Raw genomic sequence first — 25,271 nt, 5'->3', positions numbered from 1 at the left:
TTATTGCTGTTGTGTTGTATAATGAATATCAAAACGTCCGTTAGTCAGACGTTTGCTGTTGCCGAAGGTTGCACTGATAATATTCAATTCTGTGTCGAAATGGCTTATAAAAGCTGTTCCGTCTTCCAGTTCTTCTCCTCTGAACCGTATATCGGTGAGAGTTGCTTCTTTGCCTTCCTGAGGAGATAAAATGGTGAAGTGTATGTTGATGTCAGGCTTGACGGAAACATTGACGGATAGTTTGTCCTCCTCTGGATAGTAGTGGAATGAATCATACGTCCATACATACGAGTGTCCCCAATTCAGGTATCGTCCTCCCACATAAATCCATCCGTCCATCAGACAGCCAAAGGTGTTGGCACCTGTAGTGGTGGCAGGAGGTAAAACTGTGATGTCGATCGATTCGTCTTCCGTACAGCTCCAAAAGCTGATGATGGAGAAAAGAATAAGTATATATTTCTTCATAGTGCTTTTTTTAGTGAATGTTAGAAATAATAGGATAATCCCGAAGTGATATTTATTCGTGTGAGGTTAGCATCAGCATTGCCATCGAGTTTTACAATGACCTTTTCTCCATGATAGTGGGTTCTCATTCTGAGTAGTTCGCTATACATATATTGTACTCCTAAACTGACTCCCAGATTGGGATTCAGCTTATAGGTAAGATTGGCATTGGTCAGGAGACCAATAGTAAAGGCTCTCACTTTTCGTGCTTTGCCGAATACCTCACTGTTGTTTCGTAGAATGACTCCACCGGGACCGGTTGTTACCCGGATTTGCCAATGCTTGGTGTTGGCATTACACATTCCGATTTGAGTGCCGATGAAATGAACCCATAAATGATCCTTCCCTTCCGGATGACTTCCTTTGGAAGAAAATCCGGAGTAGATTCCTCCAAAGACAAAACGTTTGAGAGGGCGGAAATTATATTGTCCATCCCAGCTTACGCCTTGTGCGAGTGTACGTTGGTAACTGTGGGTACTCAACGTGAGTGTGGGAGGGTGATGGAACATAACGCCATAGCCCGCGTGAAAAGAGAACTCGTGTCGCTCAAAATCTCTCTGTGAGAAAAGTGGAGTGTGGCAGGACAGGGTGAGTGCGATTAGTAATAGAATCGCTTTTACGGGTGTTTGATTCATCTGGATTAGTTTAGATTGTGTTTGTTATGTAGGTCGGCGGCATTGCTGCCGCTTTCCCCATTAAGAACTGTACGTGCGACTTTCACCGCATACAGCTCCGATAATTCTAAATTTAATTCTCATAAAATTAAATCGGCTCATAATCATCTTGCGATGACTTGTTTCCGATAAAGTTTTCTTCACGCACGTTGACGGGCACTTTTGAGTTTCCGCCTTTCGAAGTATTCGTCCCATGATGGGTCGAACGGATTGGCCTCGCATCTTATCTTTGTGTGTCGCTTGATTGGAATTTCTGTCAGTTGCTGTAATGTGAACTTATCCTTTATTTCTCCACATACATATTCAAAACCGAAAATCCAATTTCTGCCACCTTTTCGGATAAAATACTTCTTCCTTATCCATTTCCTTGACTTGTCGGTATGTCTGCGATATGACCATCTTTTAAGTTGATTTATTAAGATATGGTCACATCGGCAGAACACCTCCTTTGATACCACATGGCTGTAGTAGTTACCCCATCCCTTTATTATAGGATTGAGTTTCTCTATCAGCTCCTGCTGGGATGATGCCTTACCTTTGGTCAGCACAACCTCATGCAGCTTGTCAGTGAAACGTTTCTGACTTTTCTTTGACGGCTTTATTAACAATGTGCCGTTGTACTTCCGGACATTGAAACCTAAAAAGTCAAATCCGTCACTGATATGTGTTATCAGTGTCTTCTCATCGGATAGGGTAAGTCCTCTTTCCTTTAGAAAAACTGTCAACATTTCCTTTATTTCAAGTAACGTTTTCCTTTTGTCAGCAGTGACAATGAAGTCATCCGCATATCTTACGAGATTGACTTTGGGGCAGTAAAGTTTTCCATTGACATAACTTGCCTTGTACTTCTCTTTGAGCATCCTTTCCATGCCGTCAAGAGTTGCATTTGCAAGTGTCGGTGAAATAATGTCGCCCTGTGGTGTCCCTTCAATAGTCGGTTGAAGCAGTCTGTTGAATACAACTCCACTTTTCAGCCATTTTCTTAATATCTGCCTGTCGATTCGTACGTTATCGAGAAGCCATTCATGGCTGATATGGTCGAAGCAGCCTTTTATGTCTCCCTCCAATATCCATTCGGGAGAGCAATCCCTGCTTAGCCATCTGTGAAGCGCATCTATCGCATCTGCCGTACTTCTGAACTTTCTGAATCCGTAAGAGTTTGCATCCGCTTCACTTTCCGTTATGGGTTCCAATGCCATAAGATACAGTGCCTGCATGGCTCTGTCTTTCATGGTCGGTATTCCCAACGGTCTTGTCTTGCCGTTTGCCTTAGGTATGTTAACTCTTTTCAATGGGAGGGCTTTATATCCTCTCCGTGTCAAAGAACGTATAGCTTCTATTTTATTGGCATCGGTATCCCACTTTATGTGGTCAACCCCTGCCGTGCGTTTACCTTTATTGGAGGTCACTTTCCTTACTGCCAATGCCTTGGCTTCGAACGAAGTGACAAGCAGGTGCTGCAAGGCTTTAACCTTGTTGTACCTCTTTTCTTTATGAGCCTTTGCTATTCGGACTTGCAGCTTTCTGACCTTTCGTTCACATTTGGAGAAGTCAATGCTTTTCCATGTTGTGTTACGCTCGGCTGAAGATGCACACTCGGCTTTCGCCTTGCTCCTTTGCTGTTTCTTCATTTCGTTAAAGTTCTACAATCATTTCACAAAGAATTACCCTGCGGAAGTCTGCCTGCTTTCGCATGAGGTGACGTTTAAACCTCTATCTTCCGCATTACACGGAAGCGTTCGCTTTCTCCGCAATCCTTTACCCGCACATCATTCGGCTTCTCTTGCGATTGGCTTACCTGCCCGATAAAGGACAGGAGAGATACGGGCTTACCAAGTTCCGTACAAGTAACTTACGACCGACTTAAAGTCCGCCCATCCACCGGCAGTGCTGCATCCGTGTAGTCCTGAAAAAGAGAGAACTATCCTGACTGCCCGCCATTTTGGCTATAGCTTGTAAATATCCGTAAGCTATTCTTTTGTTACGATGGTGCAGCGGTTCACATACGTTACTCATATCGGTCAGCCTAACAGCCTATACATTGGATATTTCTGCATAGAACCATATTGTCAAGAGGGCTTCGCACCAAACAATTACTCGTAAAGCACGCCTCTTTAGGCTACTGTTGACGGAACAACAGGTTCAGACATTATGCTGAACAATTACTTGTACGACTTCTTGTCGCACCTTTTTTGCAAAAATAGAAAATAGTTCAGACTTTCTCACAGCGAATCAGAACTTTTTGCCCATTGTTTAATGTACTGGCAAATAAGTAGGTATCTCCTCCTTCAGCCAAATGGATTCGTTTGCGGAGTTCGGCTACTGTGGCGGGGAAGTTACGGACAGTCACATTTGCTTTTTTCAGGTCTGCCAGATTCTCCTTTACTTCTTTTTTATTGAAACTGCACTGGTTGACAATACGGAATATTCTTCCGGGGAAGTTTTCAATGAAAGCGTCGGAAGTATAAAGATGGCTGTTGGGATGCAGTTTGCGGACGGGGTAGGCTGCGGCAATGCTGCGGAAAGCACCGGCTTTCAGAAGGGAGGTGTTCGGTTCGTAAAGATAGGTTCCTAAAGAATCCGTATACGTACACTCGCTGCATTGCTCCTGTTCGCGGGTGAATACAAAGTGTTGTTCTTCTTGAGCCCCTTTCGTGGAGAGGTTCACACAATGAATGGAGATTTCTGACGGTGATGTTTGTCCGAGTAAGATTAGTAATTCCTTACATTCGTTGTTGACGGACAGAATGTGAACTTCTTGTGTATGTTTCAGCTCTTTCAGTGCCAACGAAAGATCGAGCATGGGGGAAAGTTTGATCATTACCCGGTTGGCTTTATGAAGTAAAAGCTCTTCAAGTTCGGCTACATTCGGTTCGCAGTCGGAGATGGCAACCGTTTTTCCGCCGTGCTCATTGCGGCGCGCGGGGTCGAGGAAGAGGCAGTCTACGGGGGACATTGCTTGCAGGTAGGCTACTCCGTCTTCGTTTCTTATGTTGATATGGTTTAGATTCAGTACGGGAAAGTTATGTGCCGCTATTTCGCAGAGCTCCTCCTGACGTTCTACGTAAGTGGCGGACTTGAATCCGGTGGCAAGAAAAGAACAGTCAATGCCGAATCCGCCGGTGAGGTCGGTCAGAGAATCTCCCTGCAAAAGACGTGCTTTGTAGCGGGCGGTGATTTCTGAAGAGCATTGCTCCAGCGACAGATGTTTCGGATACCATATCTTTTCCATCTCCCACCATGAGGGAATCTTTTCAGCCGCTACCTTCCTTCCTGCAATTTGGGTGATGGCAGTCGGCATATCTATATCCGGGTACTTTTTAGCTTGTAAAGCCAGTGCACGTACATCGTCCGATGAATGTTCTCGAATAAAAAGTTGGGTTTCAGGGGAGATTTGCATCATGGTGTTATTGTGTTATAGGATATTACAATGAATCGTCGAGCTCTGATTATGGGGTTGTTGAATGTCGGTTATGGTATTAACTTATACTTCTGTTTGGCTACGTCCCGGCTGCAAAAATTGAAATGCCACCATTCGCTGGGTAATGCACGGAATCCGGCCTCTTTCATCACCTTTCGTAGCAGTAACCGGTTCTGACGCTCCGTTTCACTTATTTTTCCATTATGTACCAATCCGATCTCGTCTGTGATGTGTGCTTCCACGCCTAAATGGTCTACTTTGGTTCCCATAGGCAGGGGCTGTCCCAGAGAGTCTTGGATACTGATGTCTACTGCCAGTCCGTAGTTGTGTAATCCGCCTCCACGGTTGGGGTTGGAGACATATTTATATTTGGACGTTCCTTTCACTACGTTCCACATCTTTTTCTGTACTGACATTGGACGTGCCGCATCGTAAATGATAAGACTGTAAGACGGGTGTAGTCTCTTCAATACTTTTTGTGCTTCTATCAGAGCGTATGCCGCATCCGGATGCAGGTAGGCTTCCGTTAAGTTGTCGTAAAGCACTTCACCCGTGAAATTATCAGCCTGTGTATACATTAGTTTTACGACGAGGCTGCTGTCCAGATCAGCTATATTGATGAGTCCTAATGAGTCCATGTAGAGAGCCATTTCGCTTCGCTCCGGTGGCGAGACGGTGGAACATTCTTCGCACGGTTGTATATTCTCCGGCGTATGTTCGTATTCTACGAGGGGGATGCTTTCCTTTTCTTCTTTATGACTCGAAAGGAAAGAGCATCCTGTCAGTAGCAGACAGAGGATGGGTAAACTATACTTCAGAATGATCATTCAGCCTTTTGTATTTAGTGTGCCAAAGATACTTCTTTTAGGCTTTAGCTCCAATAAGCTGCCTTTAAATTCTGGTTGTTTAAGTGATCGGGTAGTACCATCTTACTGTCACAATTGTACTAATACTGTGGCATAAAGTAAGGGATTAAGTCTTTTCAATCCATTATAGATTGCTGAGTGAAGTTGCCACCTTCTTCAGGTTGCTGTTCGTTGCCCATTCTTGCAGATGTTGTAAGAGTTGTTCGTCTGTAACTTTGCTATGGTTGATAGTCAGTAGTTCCAGATAGAGTTCGAGCAGCTGTTTGAGTCCGGTGACGGGTTTGTCAGGCAATCCGCTGATAAAGACTGTGAGTAGCTCTTCCAATTGACGGTTGTGGAAAGTACTTCGTTTGTACATGCTTTCGTATACCTGGGTGGTGAAGCGCTTTAGCGGAGCAAGCTCCATCGTGATGAGGCGAGCCAGGATTTCTCCTACCTGGCGGTTGTTTATTCTTCTTGCGGCAAGTCCCTCTACCCATAATTCCGCTGCATAGGAACGGACTGTCTTGTCTACGAAAAGTAGTGAACCGCCTAATAAGAGCAGGCTCATCTCCCGAAGCGGGCAGTGGAAAGAAAGGAGCATCCGCAAAGCACAGGTGAGGGTGCGTTTGCTGTCTTCCTGCGGAGTGCCGAAAGCCATGTAGCAGGTGATGATCTGGGCTATCAACGGTTCCGGCCGGTTAGGGAAGTAACATAGCAGAGGTTCCATGTAGCGGGAGTCGTCTATATTATATTTACTGTTGATAATCAGATGTTCCTGCCATAGCTGATGGCTGTTGAATTCGACGTATTTGTGCCATTTGTAGGAATCGAGTTCAAGCAGACGCCTGTCCGTTTCGTATGATTTCTCTTTTGGTTTCAATTTGTTCCACCCATAGTCTCCTGCCAGATAGTTGTGTGGCAACGTGCAGCAGGCGAAGGACTTGAATACTTCGAATTCAGTTTCCGGTGCTTTTACCAGTCCGGCAGCTACCCAGCCGGTCGGATGGTTGTAGGGCGGTTCGGGTTGTGTGTTCTCATCCAACAAGAACAGGCAGAGATGGAGGTATTCATCTTGCAATAGTTGCCGGGCGGTGGTGACGGCTTCTTCTTTGCCTTCCATGGCACAGCGGGCAATCGCTAGTTGGAAATCCCATGGACAGGGCTTTGTGCCTGCTTCCTGATATGCGGCGAGGCGGCGTATCAGTTCGGTGGCCTGTATGTATGCCGGAGTATGGGTAGGAGTGGAAAGTAAGGGCAATGTATTATTCTCCTTTAGTTGACGGATTACATTCAGCCATAACTGTTGGACGGGTGTGAAACAGGTTGCGTCGCTGTAGCCGGGTTTCCAGTCGGCAAGTCGTTTGAAAGAACGCTCGTCATAAGCTCCCCTGTTTTGATCTCTTCCTTTCAGTCTTTCTTCCAGTCGGGTGAACATATTTCTCAAGAATCCTGTGCGGGAGGTGTCTGTCGTCTGTGTCCATAGACGTTGATATTCCAACAGGAAGGTAGCCAGAAGCTCCTCGTATGGTTCCCAACTGTTGGCTACGATATTGGTTGCCCGTTGGAAAACAGGTCCCATCCGGTCGAAATCTTCTTTGTTCAGTTGAGGATGGAAGGCGATAATAGCGGCAACTGTTGTTTCTATCTCCCAGCTTTCCTCCATATCGAACAGGCGGCTAAGTTGGAACAGAAAATCTTCTTTGCTGGCAGGAAAGGGAATATGGTTGTCTTCCCTGCAAATGCGGACGGTTGCCGAAGACGGCTCCTCGTTAAAGGAGGTTTCGTCTGTAATATTTCCTCCGGTATGAATGATTTCTTCAAGATTCATGTCTGTCGCATTTGATACTCCGGCAGACTGTACTCTGAAAGATATGAGTATTGCTTGTACGCTTTGAAACATCTCCGGCTGATAGGATTGTAATGTCTCTTGGAGACTGGACGAAGAAGCGTCTCCATATTTTATGATGAAGTCGGCGGCTTTCTTTTGTAGGTTCTCGTCCTTCTTCAGGAACAGTTGGCAGAGAGTGATGCAGCAGACTTCTCTCATTTCGGGATGCCGTGCAACGATCTTCTCAAAGATAGTATGGATGGTAAGTAGCGAGTTTTTGGGGCTGGAGAAGAAAAGGGGAGCTGCACGTTCGATGAATTCCTGATAACGGAATCCTTCTTCGGATGCGATACTTTTCAGTTGTTGCAACATCACATTCACCGGTTTTGTATAAGAAGAGGTGAATATTTGCATCATCTCTTCTTGCAAGGATAACAGTTCTCCGGTAGTTGGTTGTAGAGTTTCAAAGAATCCGGCAAACCATCCTGCCATGTCTTTTTTGAAGCTCCGGTGAAAAGTGGCGAGTGTGGCTTTTAATAGTCGTTCTCTATCCAGATGGCCATCCAAAGAGAAGCGGTAAAGAGCGGCACTGATACTTTCATCCCGTGCGGTAACTCCTTTTTTATAAGCCTCTTTGGCACAATCATCCTGATAGCTGATGCTCGATTCGTACTCGAAAATCGTCCAGATGTGCTCTTTCAGGGTGATATCCCGCTTGAGTAATAACTCACTGTTGAAAGTATCGTTTCCTTTGGGCTCTTTATTTCTGATACGGGTAATCCAGGGGAATACATGTGCAATGCGGCTTGGAGCAATATCTTTGAGGTATCCCATATCCATGAGCTGCGTCAGCTGTTCGTAATTGAGATCGAAATTAAACCAAGTTTTGTCATCGTTGATGAAATCTGTCAGCCAGGTGGGGTAGTAAAGCGGGAGCAGTTTGCAAAGCGTATCAAACTTCATATGATAGGCCATATCCATTTCCCGTTTGTTGGCGCAGACAAACTGGACAGCGGATAGAAAATGTGCCCGTGCCGCACTGCAGGTTGTCTCACTGCTGAAACCTGCAAACTTGCTTTTTATCCATTGTAAATCCCGGATAACCGGCAGCAGTTTCCGCCTTTCTTTCATTGGTAACTCCAGTAATCTCTTGACAAAAGGGATTAATATCTTCTCTTCGTTCTCCGGAGTATCCACATAAGCTTTGGATAATTTCTCCAGTTCTTTTTTTAATTCTTCCATTGTACTAGTTTCTTTACTGCCAGAATATGTTTGCAAGCTCCCCGTTCTCCCTGATTGCTACTGAACCAGGTGCAAGTGCAACGCTCTTTCTCACTTTCTCTGTCGAGAATGACCGTATGCCTGACACCTCCGCTTCCTGCCACGCGTGCTTCTGTCCGTTTCTCGTCATTCGATATGATTTCTACTTTCTCTTCTTCCAGTAGCTTTTCTGCTGCTATCATTCGAGGATTGAGACTTAAAATACGTTCGGTTTTGAAAGGCAGGCGGCGGTAGAAGAAGCTGTTTTCATCCAAATCGAATCCCAATAATCCCATTGCTGCCAATCGTGCCGAGAGAGAATCCACCTTATCCAGGTCAATATGTTCTTCTATGGCAAAAAGAGTGGGGTTGAACTGTTGGTTGGCATAACTGTATTTGTCCATTGCCTCTATCCATCTTTCGGGGACGTCTTCGAGCAGGGATTCCAGTGCGGTGCCTTCTCCGGAAAATCCTCTCCAACATTCGCGGGAAAGAGAAAGGCTGAAGCGTACCGGACCGAAATAAAGTTGCCAAATGGTAGATTGCATGGTGGGATGCGCAAAGACTTTCAGCTCATCGGCAAACGGAAGCAAGGGCTCGAGCAGACGTAAGCGATGAAGTCCTCCAATGCAGACGGCATTCATGCTTTTCACCGGTGAAAAGGCGGTTTTTTGACCGCGCATCACTAAATAATAGTCGCATTTCACGCTACTTTTCGGAAGAGTCTGGAAGAGTTGCAAGGTTTGTATGCGATTGAAGGAGTAGAGCTGTTCCGCAGCGGATTGATAAATCTGTACCGTAGTCAGTCCTTTTATCCATTTCACGGGAAGAGGTACTTTCCGTTCTATCACTTTCTCCCCTTTATGATAAAGCCCCACCTCTTTGGGACCGACTGACATTACCACCTTCTCCTGTCTGCCTATTCCTCCTAAAGCGGAAATCATTCCGGGATTAAAATCTACGTTTGTTGTCCCGTTTTCCGGAAATTCTCCGTCGTGTCCGTCAGGAAGTACGTCGACCCTGGCATATACACCTGCACAATTAGAAAATCCTTCAAAGCGCAGGCGGTCATTTCCTGCGGTTACAATCGGATCTTTCAGCATGGCAAGCTGTGCCGGTGTCAGATTGAAACTGGATTGCACAACGTTGGATAATGCGATGAGGCAGCGTGCTGTCATGTAGGGTTGTGTCAACTTTCCCCAAAAGAAACAAGGTGCTTCTTTCTTTTCTATTTCGCTGTATTTGGCAAGAAACAGTTCGTCCTGATTGGCCGACCGTTGCAGGGCGGAAGGAGCTGCATATTGGTAAGAGATGGTATCAGTCATAGATAATAAATCGGAATTTGGTTGTATATTCTCCAAATATAGAAATTAATTCTTAGTGAAAAAAAGAAGTAGGAGAATTTACATCGCTTTGGAATTCTGATATTATAAAATATCATCAAATGAAGCATTTATGTCTCTTTTGATGGCAAATATCAAATACAATTCTTAATAGTCAGACACAATTTTTTATACATAAAACAATTATTCTTTATAACTATTCTTAAATCCTACGTTTCTTTTTGCCAGAAAATAATATTTTTGTGCCCACAATTAGAATGTTCTAGCAACAGATTCTAAATTAAGTCTTATGAATTTTTAAAGATGAAAAAGACAGCTGTTTGTGAAAATCGCTAATATTGTTTGTTTTGTTTGTGTTATCCCATTTTGAGTCAGGTGTGGCTTCAAAATGGGATTTTCGCTATAAAGACAGTCTCAAAACCACCTGAATACTATCAGAAATGACCTAAATTCTATCAGCCGATAGATTTTCCCCTAAACAATGTCTGTTCTTCACCTGTCACATTTGTTGAAAACCCGTAAACTTGCAGCATCAAAATAATGATAACGAATACTCACAATTAAAAAAATAACGTATATGAAAAGTTTAAGCTTCAAGAAAGATCTGATAGGAGTACAGGATGAATTACTCCGTTTTGCATATAAACTGACGACCGATCGTGAAGAAGCAAACGATTTGTTGCAGGAAACCTCATTAAAAGCATTGGATAACGAAGATAAATATACTCCCGACACAAATTTCAAAGGATGGATGTATACGATAATGCGGAACATCTTTATTAATAATTACCGCAAAGTAGTGCGCGACCAGACATTTGTCGATCAGACTGAGAACCTTTATCACCTAAACCTGCCGCAGGATTCAGGTTTTGAAAGTACGGAAAGAGCTTACGATTTAAAGGAAATGCGCCGTGTAGTCAATGCTCTGCCGAAAGAATACAGAGTTCCGTTTGCTATGCACGTTTCAGGATTCAAGTACCGTGAGATTGCAGAAAAGTTGAATCTTCCGTTAGGTACTGTAAAGAGCCGCATATTCTTTACCCGTCAGAAATTGCAGGAAGAGTTGAAGGACTTCCGCTAACGTTTACTATCAATTTTCAGTTGGTATCAATAGGTATAGGGCAAAAGGAAACGAGATCCTTTTGCCTTTTTTATTTTATGTGTTGGAGGTCTGTATTTGTTATGGGAATTTTTTCAGTAACTTTGTCACTGGTTAATTGACTGCTCTGATTATCTGTCGAGGATAGTCGATTTGCTTCCCTTGATTTGTCGAAGAATGAATAAAGATATAAATGTTATGATAAAAGCGATCATGCTCGATGTGGATGGAACATTGGTAAGTTTTGAAACTCATAAAGTGTTGCCATCCTCTGTTGATGCTCTTAGGAAGATTCATGACGGTGGAATTCGAATAACCATTGCTACCGGTAGAGCGGCGGGCGACCTTCATGAAATAGCTGATGTTCCGTATGACGGAATTATCGCGTTGAATGGAGCCGACTGTGTTTTGCGGGATGGCACTGTGATAAGAAAGCACCTTATTCCGAAAGATGATTTTAAGAAGGCCATGGAAATAGCAAAGGCCTTTGATTTTGCAGTCGCTATTGAATTGGATGAAGGTGTGTTTGTCAATCGTCTGACTCCGACTGTCGAACAGATTGCTAAAATCGTGGAACACCCTATCCCGGCCGTTGTAGACATTGAAGATCTGTTTGAAAAGAAAGAGTGCTGTCAGCTTTGTTTTTATATCGATGATGAGATGGAACAAAAAGTGATGCCGTTTCTGCCTAATCTTTCCTTGTCACGCTGGCATCCTTTATTTGCTGACGTGAATGTGGCAGGAATAAGTAAGGCAACCGGGCTTTCGGTATTTGCTGATTATTATGGGATCGGAATGACGGAAATAATGGCTTGCGGTGATGGTGGTAATGATATTCCTATGTTGAAAGCTGCCGGAATCGGAGTGGCGATGGGAAATGCATCGGAGATAGTCAAGGCTTCAGCCAATTTTGTTACTGATACGGTGGAGAATGACGGGCTTTGTAAGGCGCTGAAACACTTTGGAATTATTTAATATTGGGTACTCTAAAGCTTAATATTATAGGCGTTATTCCCCTATTGTTTATTCTTCTGTATTTCTGCCTCTGTTGTTTTTACCTGTTTAGGAACAATTAAAGAACAACAATGCAGCAATATCGGGTAGATATTGTATGATTTCAGTTATCTTTCCTCTAGTTGGAGGATAGCTATAAAAGGAAAAATTCCTGCAAGTGTTTCACTTACAGGAATTTTTCAGTGGACCAGCCTGGGCTTGAACCAGGGACCTCCAGATTATGAGAACGATAAAGTGATATTCTGCGATAGTTCATTGGGGTAATTTTAACTGTATATCAGTTGGTTGTGGATTTTACTATCCCTTATGAAACTCATTAAATCCCCCTAACTGAAACCGTTTGTTTACGCATTGTTTACGCAGAATTTGGGAGACTACATATTACCGTTAAACTCATTAGGCTTACGGTACTATCACTTTTATTAGTAATCAATGTTAAATATCGCCTCATATTCTATGCAATCTTCGAATTTGTCGCAAATAATTTGTAATTTTGCGACAAACCTAATACAATGGCAAGTATAGAAGACAGCATTTTGACAGCGATTAAAGCCAAAGGAAGAGGAAGCATCTTCTTTCCGTCCGATTTTACGTCATACGGAGAAGTCAAGGCGGTTGGAAAAAGTCTTGAACGGCTGACCGCAAAAGGTGACATCATCCGTTTGGCAAGAGGCATATACTCATATCCTGAGATTGATACAGTCTTAGGACTTGGCATATTGATGCCATCTATAGAACAGATTGCTGAAACCATAGCCCGTAGGGACAAGGCTCGTATCGTACCAACGGGCATTTATGCTATGAACAAATTGGGTATATCTACCCAAGTGCCTATGAATGTGGTTTATCTGACAGACGGTGCACCCCGTAAGGTAAGCCTAGGGAGTGGTCGCTCAATACAGTTTAAATACACAACTCCCAAAAATCTCTCATTCACAAATCCACTTGCAATGCTAGTTACGTTTGCCCTGAAAGAAGTAGGGAAAGATAATGTAACGGACGATATTGCTAAGCAAATTAAGAACGTGCTTCAGAAAGAACAAAAGGAAAATGTACTGGCAGATGAAGCACTTATGCCAGCATGGATAAGAACCTTCACAAGACAAGCGTATGAATAATTACTTTCAATTATCCAAGGAACAACAGCAAATGGTGCTTACCCAAGCTGCCAGCAAGACTGGTTTGCCAGTACAAGCTGTCGAGAAAGACTTATGGGTAACTGTGGCTCTACAAATGGTGTTCACATTGCCTGTAGCTAACCATCTTGTGTTCAAGGGTGGCACATCCCTTAGTAAGGTATGGAAAGTGATACATCGCTTTTCTGAAGACATAGACTTGGCTATAGACCCTTCCATTTGGGGATTTGAGGGAGACTTGACAAAGAAACAAATCAAACGGCTTCGTAAGGCTTCATCCCTCTTTGTGCGTGACGAACTTTGTCAGTCACTAAAAGAGGCTGTTACTGAAGCAGGCATGGAGAAATGGCTTCAAGTGGAAGCCGATCCTGACGGTGAGGATGATGAAACATACCCAGAGCCAAGAGTGATACACATTCGTTACAAATCCCTTTTCGATGAAGACTTACCTTATTTGCATTCAGAGGTAAAACTAGAGGTTGGTGCTCGCTCATTACTCGAACCCACAGCAGATGCTGCGGTAACAAGCGTTTTAGAAGATGCGTTACCTATTAGCACAACAGTTAGGCAAGTTATGATACCTACAGCTTTAGCAGAGAAGACATTTCTTGAAAAGGCATTCTTATTACATGAGCTGTTTTCATCTCAAACATCAAGAGAAGCCAATCGCAAATCCCGCCATCTATATGACTTGGCACAAATGATGAGTACCGACATTGCGGCACGGGCGATTGCCAATGATGAACTCTGGAATACAATACACCATCATCGTGAATTATTCACAAGCATGAGTGGGGTAGATTATACTCCCGACATTCGCAAACAGATAAGGTTACTACCTCCCGATGATGTCATTGACGATTGGCGCAATGATTACAAGGATATGCAGTCATCTATGATATATGGAGAAAAGCCTATATTCGAAGAATTGATGAGAAAGATGGAGGAACTTGAAAACAGATTTCATAAGCAATAGTCAGAATAAAAATTTTGTAAATTATAAGTATCAAAAAAACATCAATGTAGGATATAAAGTTGTTTCACCTGAAGGATTATTCTTTAAACTAAAGAATTATGGCAATACGATTAAATAAGGCTTCAAGAGAACTAAATATAGGTATTAGCATAGCTGCCGAATTCCTATCGAAGAAAGGACAACCCTTGCAAGATGTCAGTCCTATAACAAAGATTACTGACGAACAATATCTATTATTGCAGGAAGAATTTAGCCATCCTCAAATACAACATTCTTTTATGAGTAATAATGAAATCAAAAAAGTTGTTCCATTAGAAGATTTTGATTGGAAAGAATTTGAAAGTTCACTTAAAGAATCGGCTGAAGAGGATGAAACCTCAGAGAGGCCGAATCTTCTAGATAATTCTATAGTTTCTGGTACCGTTATTGCCATGAACAAGCGAGAGGTTGTCGTAAATATTGGGTACAAAACTGACGGTGTAATTCCAGCAAGCGAATTTAGATACAATCCAGATCTCAAAGTTGGGGATGATGTCGATGTCTATATTGTGAGCCAAGAAAATAGATCTGGTCAACTTGTGTTGTCTCATAGAAAGGCACGTGTGTCAAAGTCATGGGAAGCAGTGAATAAATCTCTTGAATCAGGTGAAGTAGTACAAGCCTTTGTCAAATGCCTGACAAAGGGCGGCATGATTGTAGACGTATTTGGCATTGAGGCATTCCTTCCTGCTTCTCAGATGGATATTGTTAGGGTACAGAACCTTGATAGTTTTGTAGGCAAAACTATTGATGTTAAAATAGCTAAAATCAACGAAGAATACAAAAGTGTTGTTGTCAGTAGAAGGGCTGTAGTAGAAGAAAATTTACAGAAAAAAGCTGCAGACAAGAGCCTATTAAAAGACATATGGAAAAAACATACAGAAGTCCAAGAGCAAATACTTCGTCAGCGTACTGCGCCCATAGCGATAATGCCGGAAGCGACATCAATTATTAACGAAAAGCTTCACGTCAGAATCGACACATCAGATAATACAGAGTCCTTAAAAGAGAGAATTGTTGGGAGCCTTAATTTGGATGATAATGATTGTCACTTTGAAGAAGGCTATGTGTTTGCTCCTATATCAACATGGCAGAAACTTGACGAAAGAGAAAAGTCAAAAATCAGTTCAATGGCAAATAGGGAGTATGTTACATTCTCATATTACCCCGTTGTCGACGGTATGATTGTTGATAGAAGGGCTCAATTTACAGGTGTAAAGCAACTCCTTGACAAACTCGAAGTAGAATATGATTTTGACAAGAAGAACAGACTGCAGATCGCTGTAGAAGAACTGAATAAACTGAAAGACAATGAAGAATTTAATAATCTTCAAGTTGCTATGCCAGACATGGCATCGGCTATTGTGCCAACTTACCCCAGCATACTTCTGTTTTTAGACAAACTATGTCCAAACCATAAGTTTGAAAACATTGAAACTTTCAAAGACATAAAGCGTGCATCATCTGGAATCGCAATTGATAAACGCATTTCAGTAGAAGGTGGATATTTTAAGGACGAAATACTTAAGCAACTCAATAAATTGTTTGATTTGAGAATGTGTAGGGTCGAATTTACTTTTATCATCAATGATGATGCAATAAGCAAATATGACTGGAAGGCCAACAGACTGGGTTTTCCTAAGTTAGTTGATAATACTATTACATTCATCAAGAACATAAAAGAAAAAAAAGTTGATGTAGAGATTGAAGAAGTTGAAGATGAAGTAATCGATGACTCAGTAAAAGGAACTGTAGAATTCTCTTACATGAATGACTCTGGGTTCTTCAATTCAAAGAATACTTCAGATTTCAGCTTTGAGTTTTTTCTTTGGAATCGTTCTATAAAGAAATTATTCGGAGAAGGTAATTATAGATACACAGAGAAGTATTTCTATAAGTATCACGAAAATAAAGCATGGGCAAGTGCTGAAGAATTGGACAAATTTAATGATATGCTTCATGCCCAAATAAAAACGATGCAAGGTTTTTCTATTGCCAGCAATGGTTCTTCCATTGGAATAGATTTTAATTGGAAGAAAGAAAGTCTTGCTGACATTCTGAACAGATTGAATAGAGAGTATCCTTTTATAGACTTCGGACTTTACAAGAAAGGTCATAAGTGCAACTTCGATGTTCAATATAAGAAATCAGATATGACAGAGGTCATGAATCAACTTCATGACTTCTCAGACGAATTACAAATAGAACTCCGCAAAAAAGGTGCTGAGTTATATTTCTCACGTGAGTTTGAAAACATAGATGATTACCTTTCATTCAAGTCACAGCTAACATTTAAATTACAATCGTTTGATCAATCAAGATATTTGTGCTCTATATTCGATGTTCCGTCTGATAAAGTCAAACTTATATACTATAATGACATAGAAAGCAGGAATGAAGACAGGCTTGAAGCGGTTCGCGAGTTAAAAGGTGCGGACTTCACCATCGGGGAATTGCAGATGGGCAAGTTAATCCAAACTTCAGGTTATCCAGAACTGATATTTGACATTTCAGGGGATAATTATGAGATAACAAAAAAACTCTTCGAGGAAACAGATGTAACAAATGTTGTTCCTGACTTATCTGGTGATTTGGAGAAAATGGTTAGATTGAAGGAGTCGTTAACCCGAATTGTCGAAGGACGTGATGTGGAAAATCCTTCTTTGGGAACCTTCATATTTGATGCATCAAAAGCAGCAGGTATTAAAGACTATGATGAGAATATCAAGTTGGAGATTCAAGAAGTCGGGAAACATTTGCTCAATAAGAAAATTGACTCAAATCATCCGCAGAAAGAAGCCATAGCGAAAGCAATCTTGGCTCCTGACCTTGCGCTCATTCAAGGTCCTCCTGGCACTGGTAAGTCCACTGCAATTGCAGAACTTATTTGGCAGCACGTTAGAGAGAATCCTGAAACACGCATCCTTCTCACATCAGAAACTAATCTTGCAGTAGATAACGCTATTGACAGGATTGTTAATCCGTGTCATAATCTTGTCAAACCTATACGAATTGGAGATGAATCTCGTCTTGAAACAGAGGGACTCCAATTCTCTTATTCTGCTATGTATCGCTGGGCTAAGGGCGAAGATATTTCTGTTAAGAAGAAATCGTATGACGAAGAAGATGATGATGAAGAAGACAATGTAACCGTTGGCGAAGATAACGTATATGAATCTCCAGAAAAACTGATTCTTTTGAATTGGATGGAAAATATTGGCCGGCGCTTAGATGAAGATAAAATGCCAGAGGAGGCACAAAGTCTATGGAGAGGTTTGTTGACAGATCCTTCTAACAATTTAAAAGTGCTCTTCTTTGACAACTATATTGCAAACTGCAATGTTATAGGTGCGACCTGTAGTTCAATCGGTCAGAAAAATATTATATTCACAGAATCAATAGAAAACGCAAAAAAGCGTAACAAGTTTGTTCCTACAGCGTTTTATAAAACTTACAGAAGCATTTTCTCTGAAAGGGAGAAAGAATATAATCCTAAAATAAAATTTGATGTAGTTATACAAGATGAGTCTAGTAAAGCAACTCCTGCCGAGCTGTCATTGCCTCTTATATACGGCAAAAAGAATATTATAATAGGCGACCATCGTCAGCTTCCGCCAATGCTATCCCGCGAATCATTCACAAATTCCTTCGATTATCTTATTAAGAGGGAGAAGAACAATGAGGAACTTCAGCGTATAAAGGAATTGAAAAGCTTTGTCATTAAGAATTTCAATGTGCTCGAAGTGTCTCATTTTGAGCGCCTGTATAATCAAATTGACAAAAAGCTGAAAGGAGTATTTAATTATCAATTTAGAATGCATCCCGCTATAAACGAGGTCATAAAACAGTTCTACAAAGATGAAGGTGGACTTGAATGCGCTCTTGTTAAACCAATTGATTTGGGAATTGATGACCCAGACTTCATTCATAATGGAGCTTCAAGATATCATGGCATTATAGCTGGACCTATAACTCCAGATAAACACGTTATTTGGATTGACACATCAACGCCTGAAATGCTTGATGGTACATCGCGAGTGAACTATGGAGAAGTTCAAGTTATAAAACAACTGCTGACAGACATTAACAACTCAGAATCATTCCATGATTATAACAACAAATGGCCAAATAACGAAGATAAACAGATTGGCTTGATTTCTTTCTACGGAAAGCAATTGCGTCTATTGCGTGATATGGCTAGAGAATTTAATCGAGAGGAATTACCTATCCGAATCAGTACAGTTGATAGATTCCAAGGAATGGAAAGAAACATTATCATTGTCTCTATGGTTCGAAGTCATTGCATCCAAACAGAACGCAACCAGAAACCAAACTATGACAAGTATGGTACAGATGGTTATCCTGAACAAAAAGATTTGGGATTTGCACAGTCTCCGAATCGACTAAACGTCGCACTTTCGCGTGCAAAACGATTGCTGATTATTGTTGGGGATAGCAAATTGTTCAGAACAAAAGAGATATACGATAATGTATATAACACAGTGCTTAATCACAAGAATGGTAAAATCATAGATGCTAACGAATATGGATTATAAGAATATAACTGAAAGAGGAAATCTTATCTATGCTTCATGTTCGCAAGATCAGGAGTTCAGATGCTGGAAACTAAACAAGTCTGCTTGCTATATAGTATATTATCAAACTTTGGAATTGACGAAGCTTGATAAGGTTATTTTGTTGACTCTGGATTTCAATGGGAAAAAACTATATAGTAATCAGTTAGCAAAAATTCTTGGATTCAATATTCAGGATGACTTTGATTCTGTCCCCAAAAGATATAAGGATAATGGTGAAGAATCCATCTTTAATGGCATACTGAAAGAACTTCAGGACTATGGTTTAATTCAAAATATAGAGAATCAAATATCCATTACTCACTTAGGAGCATTAGCACTTAGGAAGGATGTAAAGTATGAATTTTATTCAGCAGCACTTCCCTTGAATGAGAGTTTTTATATTGCTCAAAAAACAGCGCGCGAATATCTATTTTTCCCTTTCAGGGACGCCTTAGGCATTATTTCTAAAGTCCAAGGAGATAAGAAATTACCATATGATAAATTTAACGTAAGTGACATAGAGAACAAACTCTATGGAGCTCCAGACGAACTCGTAGCTAGATTGCTTTTACAAGTTGATGCTGACATCAATATATTTAATGCGACCCAATTTAATGATGCCAGAATGGGAGAAGCGTATGTTGATTTTCGTTTATATGAATATAACGACAATAAGTATCCGCTTGTTTTTTATAACGAGGAAGTCTCCCAAGTTACGAATGACCTCCTATTCCAGCAATGTAACTCTGATTACGTTGCTCACAAAATCCATATTGGCGAATACTTGTACCTCGTGAGAAAGAGTGGAAAAGAATTAACTTATTCTACTCTCTCTCCGTATATGGATATATGGAATCTAAATGATTTCTTAGATAGTAAATATTTACAATGGAATGATTCTCTTTTGTTTGATTATATAGCAAAAGATGCAAACGGTTCACAATGGTCGCGGATTTCTGAGATTTGTCCTCTGGAATCATTAAAGCCACAATTAAAAAGGTACGAAACATCTCTTGACTGGATTGTTTTGTCGGATAGATATGACGATGATTTCATTATAGAAACCGCGCTTTTGCATCCATGGGATTTTGAGTCGTTGTCTGCAAACAGGAGTTTGGAATTTGTCAAGCGTCTGATTGTAATACCAGAGCTACATCAAGATTCCATTGATTGGGATTGGGAAGTTATTATGCCTCAATTAGATAACAAATTCGTTTTAGAGCATATTGGCGACATTCCTTTTGTGATGTTTTCCGTTACGGATAGATTCTTGTCGGAATGCCCTGAGATTATATATAAATTTACTGATAGAAAGTGGGATTGGAAATTAATATCTAATCAAGCCGAATTAGGCTACATTCTAGAGAATATATCAGCTCTTGGAAATTATATCTATTTAGATGATGTGATGCCGCGTGCTTTTTCTGATGACGCATGGCAGAATCCATATTGCGAATCAAGTGCGTTTGCATTTGCTGTCATTGAAAATAAAGACCGCCTAACCTCCAATTATAATGCTAATTCTGCTAACTACAGGTGGACGATTTCTTTGGTTGACTGGCACAAGAAAATGGGATTCGTTACATGGAAATCGCCTGTATATGTAGGCGGCCTAGAATGTAACAAAAATATAATTTGGACATACGAATTCTTTGACTACTTCAAATCTGAAGAATTCAGTGTAAAAGGATTAAATCACATTTCTGAAAGTATTGTAGATAATAGGTCAATTGTAGAAAATAATGACTTCAAATGGTCATGGCCGATATTATCAAGCAGAGACATTGTTATTCAAGATTTTGAATTCATTAAAACTCATTTATATCAGCTTTCTTTAGAAATCTTACTACCTCTTGTCTCTCAAGATATCGTCGATAGATTATATCAAGAGAAGACATTCAAGGAGTTCGTCTCTGCTAAGAATTTGTGGGCAATAGTTACTGAGACTGTTTCTGAAAATGCTATTAGAAGGAATTTTGGTAACTCTAACTGGGACTGGAAAGTTCTTAGTAAACGCTTCTGTTCAACTATGAACATCACTCAACTTGGTGATGCATGTTGGGTAGATAAGTTGGATTGGGATTATCTTTCTGAGAATCTTGATATAACTAAAATTCAAGAGAATATCGATTTATACTTAGACAGATGGAATTGGGACAGCTTAACACGCAGAGTAGACCACGAATTCCTCTTATCTAATCTTCCTGAATATTACAACAATTGGAATTGGTGCGAATTGCTGGAATCCATCTTGACAGATGAAGATTTGGCAGAAGAATCTATATGCATTCAAGTTGCTATAATTCTATCACAATTAGACGACGATATAACAGAATCTCTTTGGGCTATATTCACAACAAGATATAGTACTGAGGATATCCTCTCCATTCAAAATAATGCCACCTTGAATGCTGTAGGATTCAAATGGAATTTTAAAGATTTATACAATCGTACAGATTTTGACATACAGCCTTATCTTGAATCATATACTTCTTCGGGCATAGACGTTGATTGGGACGCTCTTTCGTCCTCAAAGGCATTGGATAGAATTCTGCGTTGGGACAAGAAAATCGCCAAGGATTTCAAGAATTGGGAAGATCTTGTTCTCTCAATTCTTGAAAATGAAGAATTTGAATGGAACTTTGCTTATCTTTCAACGTTGACATCAATTAATTGGTGTGACAATATCCTGAAAGTTAGAAGTGACGAATGGGACTGGGATTATTTGTCAGAACATAGTTCTTGCTTTAGTTATAATCCAAAGAAACCGAAAGAACTTATAAAGCATATTGAAAAGTTCTCGGATTTCTTGAATTTCAAAATTTTATCAGGACGGAAGGATGCCAAGTTAGATATAGAAGCAATTAGCAGTCATATCAATTATGATTGGGATTGGATGGCTATCTCTGCCAATAAATCAATAGAACTTTCTACTGATTTAGTCCAGAGCCACATGTCATTCCCATGGGATTGGCAAGCTCTATCAGCACGTTGTGACTGCGCCTTTACGCTGGACTTTATTAAAGAGAACAAGAATCTCAACTGGGATTGGAGTACATTATCAAAAAGAAAGGATATCAACTTCAATTCTGAATTTCTTATCACACTGTCAGATAAAGATTGGAATTGGTCTGAGTTGCTGCATCGCAAAGACATTGAATTTTCAGCGGAACTTCTGCGTTTAATTGTGGGGAAGGATCTTAAATGGTTTTCTTTCTCGCAACGTAACGATTTCTATCCATCGATGGAAATACTCGGCATTCTTAAGGATAAGGACTTAGACTGGAAAGGAATTTCACGAAGGGAAGAACTTGCTTATAATGTTATTCTTGTGTACAAGGATAAACTTGACTGGAAAATATTATCACATAATTCTCATATAGATGTTTCCAGCTCAAAGGTACTTGATACATTCAAAGATTATCTTGATTGGAATTTTGTGTCTAACAATCCAAGTTTTTCTTTGAAAAAAGAATCATTGTGTAAGTTTAAAGATTATGTAAATTGGACCGTAATATGCAGACGACAAGACTTTAAACTTGATGAGGACATTCTGGAAGAGTTTGAATCATATATAGACTGGTCTATAATTTCACGAAGTGGTGTAATCGCGTTTACTCAGGAAATAGTTGATAAATATAAGGACAGATGGGATTGGGTGGCTTTGTCAGAGAATCCATCCTTTAGAGCTTTAGGAATAGAAAGTTCATTTAAGAAAGAGCTCAATCTAATGGAATTCTATAATGAGCTTAATAGTTGCAGAAGATGTCCATACATTTATCATTTTACGCACTTTTTTAATGCGATAGAAATAATTAAGACAAGAAAGATCTTAAGTAGAAATAAGGCTATAGAATTAGGACTTTTGAAATATGATGCTGCTGGTTCTGTTGTAAATAGGTCGGCAAAAGCCCACCCATTCGCACGTTTTTATTATAGAACAGGTACCCAGACACAATTCTATAATGAATGTTTGGGAAAAGACAGAACTATGAAATATTATAACCGTGCGATAAACAACGGATTACCAATGTGTCCTATGCCAGTATTCTTTAAATTTGATTTACAAGAAGTATTGGCGAAAAAATCATCATCATGTTATTATAGCACAGGAAATATGCAAACTGGTTGGGCTCGAGTTTATCAAGTTATAGATGATCCTTCTAATATTGATGCTCAGAACCTTTATAGTTCTGGGAATTCTAAGACTGTACAAGAAAAGAAGCAGCAAGAGTTTCTTGTTAAAAACGAATTCGATTTCACTGATTTATCAAAATATCAAATTATCTGCTATGATAGAGAACAGGCAGATATGTTTATGACTTTATTCAAAGGTAATCCAATCTGCGAGCATATATATGCTGTTTATGATGCTGATGAAGATGTCTTTGATGGAAAGAACCCACCACTGAGATTTGAGAAGAATTCAAATTCTCTGAGTATCACAACAAGATATAATGGTGAGTATATTTTCCAAATTGAGAGTAACAATGTGACTAAGGTTAATGTTCTCAATTTTAAAGATATTAAGGCAGGAAAGAAGAACATTATACAGTTATATAGCTCTGTTTCTGTTGAACTTGGAGATACACCATTTGATATCTTTTATGTCAACATGAGTCCTGTCGCAAGGTCACCAAGATGGCTTATTTATCAGCATACTCCAGAAAAGCGAGAAGTTCGTTATACTAAAACTGATGATATTGAGAAGTTTTTAGGTATCAGTTTTGATGATGAGGAATTCTCTCCAGAAGAACTCATAACATCTATTGAAATAGCTATGCCTAAATTAGAAAAGCTCTATAATAAGCGTGTAAGACATTACGTCGTTAAGCAACACACACTTCTTGTATGCGAACAATTTGAAAAGTATGCATTTGACTTTAACCAAAAGGTGATGAATCTTGATTTGATGCGATTGATACTGGCAATGCATGACGTAGGCAAAGCTATAGACAGGGCCACTCAACATGAACATACTCTATCTTTAGTTCGAGAATTTTGGCTGGAGTCTCCTTTCACAGAGTATGAATTACAGATGACTGAAATTCTATTAAAGAACGACAACCTTGGTAATTATTTCCAGCGAAAGTTTGACCTTTTAACTCTTAAAGATGAAATTCTTGCTGACGCGGATATGCTCCAAATAGATGCCTCGTCTCTGCTCCAGTTAAAGATGATACTTTATCAGTGTGACATTGCATCCTACACAAAGGATGCAGGCGGTCTAAAATATTTAGAGCTAATGTTCGTGTATGTCAATGGTGAAAAATCATTTAATGAGGAAGAGGGCTTACTTAATATGTCCTCTAATTATTGGAATCTCTATTTACAATTAAAAGCTGCAATATATGAGTAATATAACGTTTAAAAAAGGCAATATTTTTCAATCAGACAAGCAAACTATTGTAAACACGATAAATTGTGTCGGCGTGATGGGGAAAGGTATTGCCTTGGGATTCAGATTACGTTATCCCGAGATGTATGAGAAATACAAAGAATTTTGTTCAAATAAGCAAATTGCGATAGGAAAGTTGTGGCTTTATAAGCCTGACAATTCAGGCCAATGGATTCTCAATTTCCCCACTAAAATTCATTGGAAGTACCCAAGTAAGATTGAATACATTGAAGCAGGACTTCAAAAATTTGTTGACAGCTATGATGAAAAGGGCATAGCATCAATAGCATTCCCTCTTCTCGGAACATATAATGGTGGACTAGATAAAATAGAAGTGCTTAATCTCATGCATTCATATTTAGAAAAGTGTAATATTCCTATAGATATATATGAATATGCCCCCGATGCACCTGATGAATTATTCGAAACCTTTAAAAACAAATGGAATCTTATTTCATCATCAGAAAAGAAGCAAATGGGTATTCGAGCTAATCAAATAGAAGTATTAGACAAAGCAATAAACGAAACTTCAATTTGTTCGATGAATTCACTGTCAGAGTATAACGGCATCGGCCTCTTGACGTTACGGAAATGTTTTGACATAGTACTTGATTATAAGCAACAGTCTACACTTAATCTGAAAGGAACTAAATAGAAAGTTTGCTGTGCATATTTTAATTATCTTGTCCTACTAAGATGCTGCACATTCTATTGCTTCTATAGCAAATAATACAGATGGAACCATGCTCCTTTGATATTTGATTTAGAATCGAAAAATGCAATGCCATCCCAACGCCATGTCTATTTCTTAATTAATGAATAGTGTTGTAGCATTGTCGTTCGTACAAGTATTTCTATGTGCTTTAAATTCAGCTATCATTATGCACGAAGGCATACTCTGAAATAATGTTCAGAAGGTTTGCCTTCGGAGGACATTACTCCCATGAACGTAGTGGAAATGGAGGATTAGGCATAGAACAAACTATAACGGTTAAATAATTGATAGAGGGCGGACGAAAAGTTTCATCCCTTTTCTGTTGCAATGTATTATTCAATGCCTATGACAATTTATATAGGCGTATGTATTTTTCAACCATTGCATCATAAAACTTGCAGAAATCATCTGCCATACAAAAAAAAATTGTAACTTTGCT

Annotated in this window: 15 protein-coding genes; 7 read left to right on the top strand and 8 right to left on the bottom strand. The window is 40.1% G+C overall.

Translation table 11 applies throughout. From position 1 onward, the window contains the following. The 8 genes from AB3G73_RS15565 to AB3G73_RS15530 all read right to left on the bottom strand — a co-directional run bounded on the left by AB3G73_RS15565 (position 1) and on the right by AB3G73_RS15530 (position 9,860). The gene (locus AB3G73_RS15565; RefSeq protein ID WP_367745205.1) at positions 1-465 is read right to left on the bottom strand and encodes a hypothetical protein; all 465 of its coding nucleotides are present in this window, start codon (positions 463-465) and stop codon (positions 1-3) included. Between the two features lie 20 nt (positions 466-485). Beyond that, a complete protein-coding gene (locus AB3G73_RS15560) occupies positions 486-1,139 on the bottom strand; it encodes a hypothetical protein (protein WP_195648806.1) in 654 nt (217 codons plus the stop codon). Between the two features lie 179 nt (positions 1,140-1,318). After that, on the bottom strand, positions 1,319-2,809 hold the full coding sequence (gene ltrA, locus AB3G73_RS15555) for a group II intron reverse transcriptase/maturase (protein WP_367745096.1): 1,491 nt from the start codon (positions 2,807-2,809) through the stop codon (positions 1,319-1,321). Positions 2,810-3,041: 232 nt separating this feature from the next. After that, positions 3,042-3,194 carry a hypothetical protein gene (locus AB3G73_RS15550; RefSeq protein WP_167511788.1) on the bottom strand — a complete coding sequence of 51 codons (153 nt, stop codon included), beginning with the start codon at positions 3,192-3,194 and terminating at the stop codon, positions 3,042-3,044. Positions 3,195-3,390: 196 nt separating this feature from the next. Beyond that, positions 3,391-4,581 (bottom strand): SAM-dependent methyltransferase, encoded by a 1,191-nt coding sequence (locus AB3G73_RS15545; RefSeq protein WP_167511804.1) that lies wholly within the window; start codon positions 4,579-4,581, stop codon positions 3,391-3,393. Between the two features lie 68 nt (positions 4,582-4,649). Continuing rightward, complete coding sequence (locus AB3G73_RS15540; protein ID WP_322019574.1) at positions 4,650-5,426, bottom strand: M15 family metallopeptidase; 777 nt, start codon at positions 5,424-5,426, stop codon at positions 4,650-4,652. Positions 5,427-5,589: 163 nt separating this feature from the next. Next, a complete protein-coding gene (locus AB3G73_RS15535; RefSeq protein WP_367745204.1) occupies positions 5,590-8,517 on the bottom strand; it encodes a DUF6493 family protein in 2,928 nt (975 codons plus the stop codon). Further along, positions 8,505-9,860, bottom strand: a complete 1,356-nt coding sequence (locus AB3G73_RS15530; RefSeq protein WP_367745203.1) for an SWIM zinc finger family protein — start codon at positions 9,858-9,860, stop codon at positions 8,505-8,507. Before AB3G73_RS15530 ends, AB3G73_RS15535 begins: the two co-directional genes overlap by 13 nt. A gap of 595 nt (positions 9,861-10,455) precedes the next feature. On the opposite strand from AB3G73_RS15530, the gene AB3G73_RS15525 reads away from it, so the two are divergent. The 7 genes from AB3G73_RS15525 to AB3G73_RS15495 all read left to right on the top strand — a co-directional run bounded on the left by AB3G73_RS15525 (position 10,456) and on the right by AB3G73_RS15495 (position 24,772). Then, the gene (locus AB3G73_RS15525) at positions 10,456-10,959 is read left to right on the top strand and encodes an RNA polymerase sigma factor (RefSeq protein WP_148365742.1); all 504 of its coding nucleotides are present in this window, start codon (positions 10,456-10,458) and stop codon (positions 10,957-10,959) included. Between the two features lie 216 nt (positions 10,960-11,175). Further along, positions 11,176-11,952: a Cof-type HAD-IIB family hydrolase gene (locus AB3G73_RS15520; RefSeq protein ID WP_234133115.1), complete on the top strand. Its 777-nt coding sequence runs from the start codon at positions 11,176-11,178 to the stop codon at positions 11,950-11,952. Between the two features lie 551 nt (positions 11,953-12,503). Continuing rightward, positions 12,504-13,109, top strand: coding sequence for a DUF6088 family protein (locus tag AB3G73_RS15515; RefSeq protein ID WP_118437067.1), 606 nt, complete (start codon positions 12,504-12,506; stop codon positions 13,107-13,109). After that, complete coding sequence (locus AB3G73_RS15510; protein WP_118437069.1) at positions 13,102-14,103, top strand: nucleotidyl transferase AbiEii/AbiGii toxin family protein; 1,002 nt, start codon at positions 13,102-13,104, stop codon at positions 14,101-14,103. The genes AB3G73_RS15515 and AB3G73_RS15510 overlap by 8 nt, the downstream gene beginning before the upstream one ends. Before the next feature lie 98 nt (positions 14,104-14,201). Continuing rightward, positions 14,202-18,698 carry an AAA domain-containing protein gene (locus AB3G73_RS15505; RefSeq protein ID WP_118437071.1) on the top strand — a complete coding sequence of 1,499 codons (4,497 nt, stop codon included), beginning with the start codon at positions 14,202-14,204 and terminating at the stop codon, positions 18,696-18,698. Next, positions 18,688-24,078, top strand: coding sequence for a DarT ssDNA thymidine ADP-ribosyltransferase family protein (locus AB3G73_RS15500; protein WP_367745202.1), 5,391 nt, complete (start codon positions 18,688-18,690; stop codon positions 24,076-24,078). Before AB3G73_RS15505 ends, AB3G73_RS15500 begins: the two co-directional genes overlap by 11 nt. Further along, positions 24,071-24,772, top strand: a complete 702-nt coding sequence (locus tag AB3G73_RS15495; protein ID WP_118437073.1) for a macro domain-containing protein — start codon at positions 24,071-24,073, stop codon at positions 24,770-24,772. Before AB3G73_RS15500 ends, AB3G73_RS15495 begins: the two co-directional genes overlap by 8 nt. Positions 24,773-25,271 lie beyond the last annotated feature (499 nt).

Source organism: Bacteroides sp. L008, from assembly GCF_040812255.1.
GTDB lineage: Bacteria > Bacteroidota > Bacteroidia > Bacteroidales > Bacteroidaceae > Bacteroides > Bacteroides vicugnae.
This window is presented reverse-complemented; position numbering and strand designations above follow the sequence as displayed.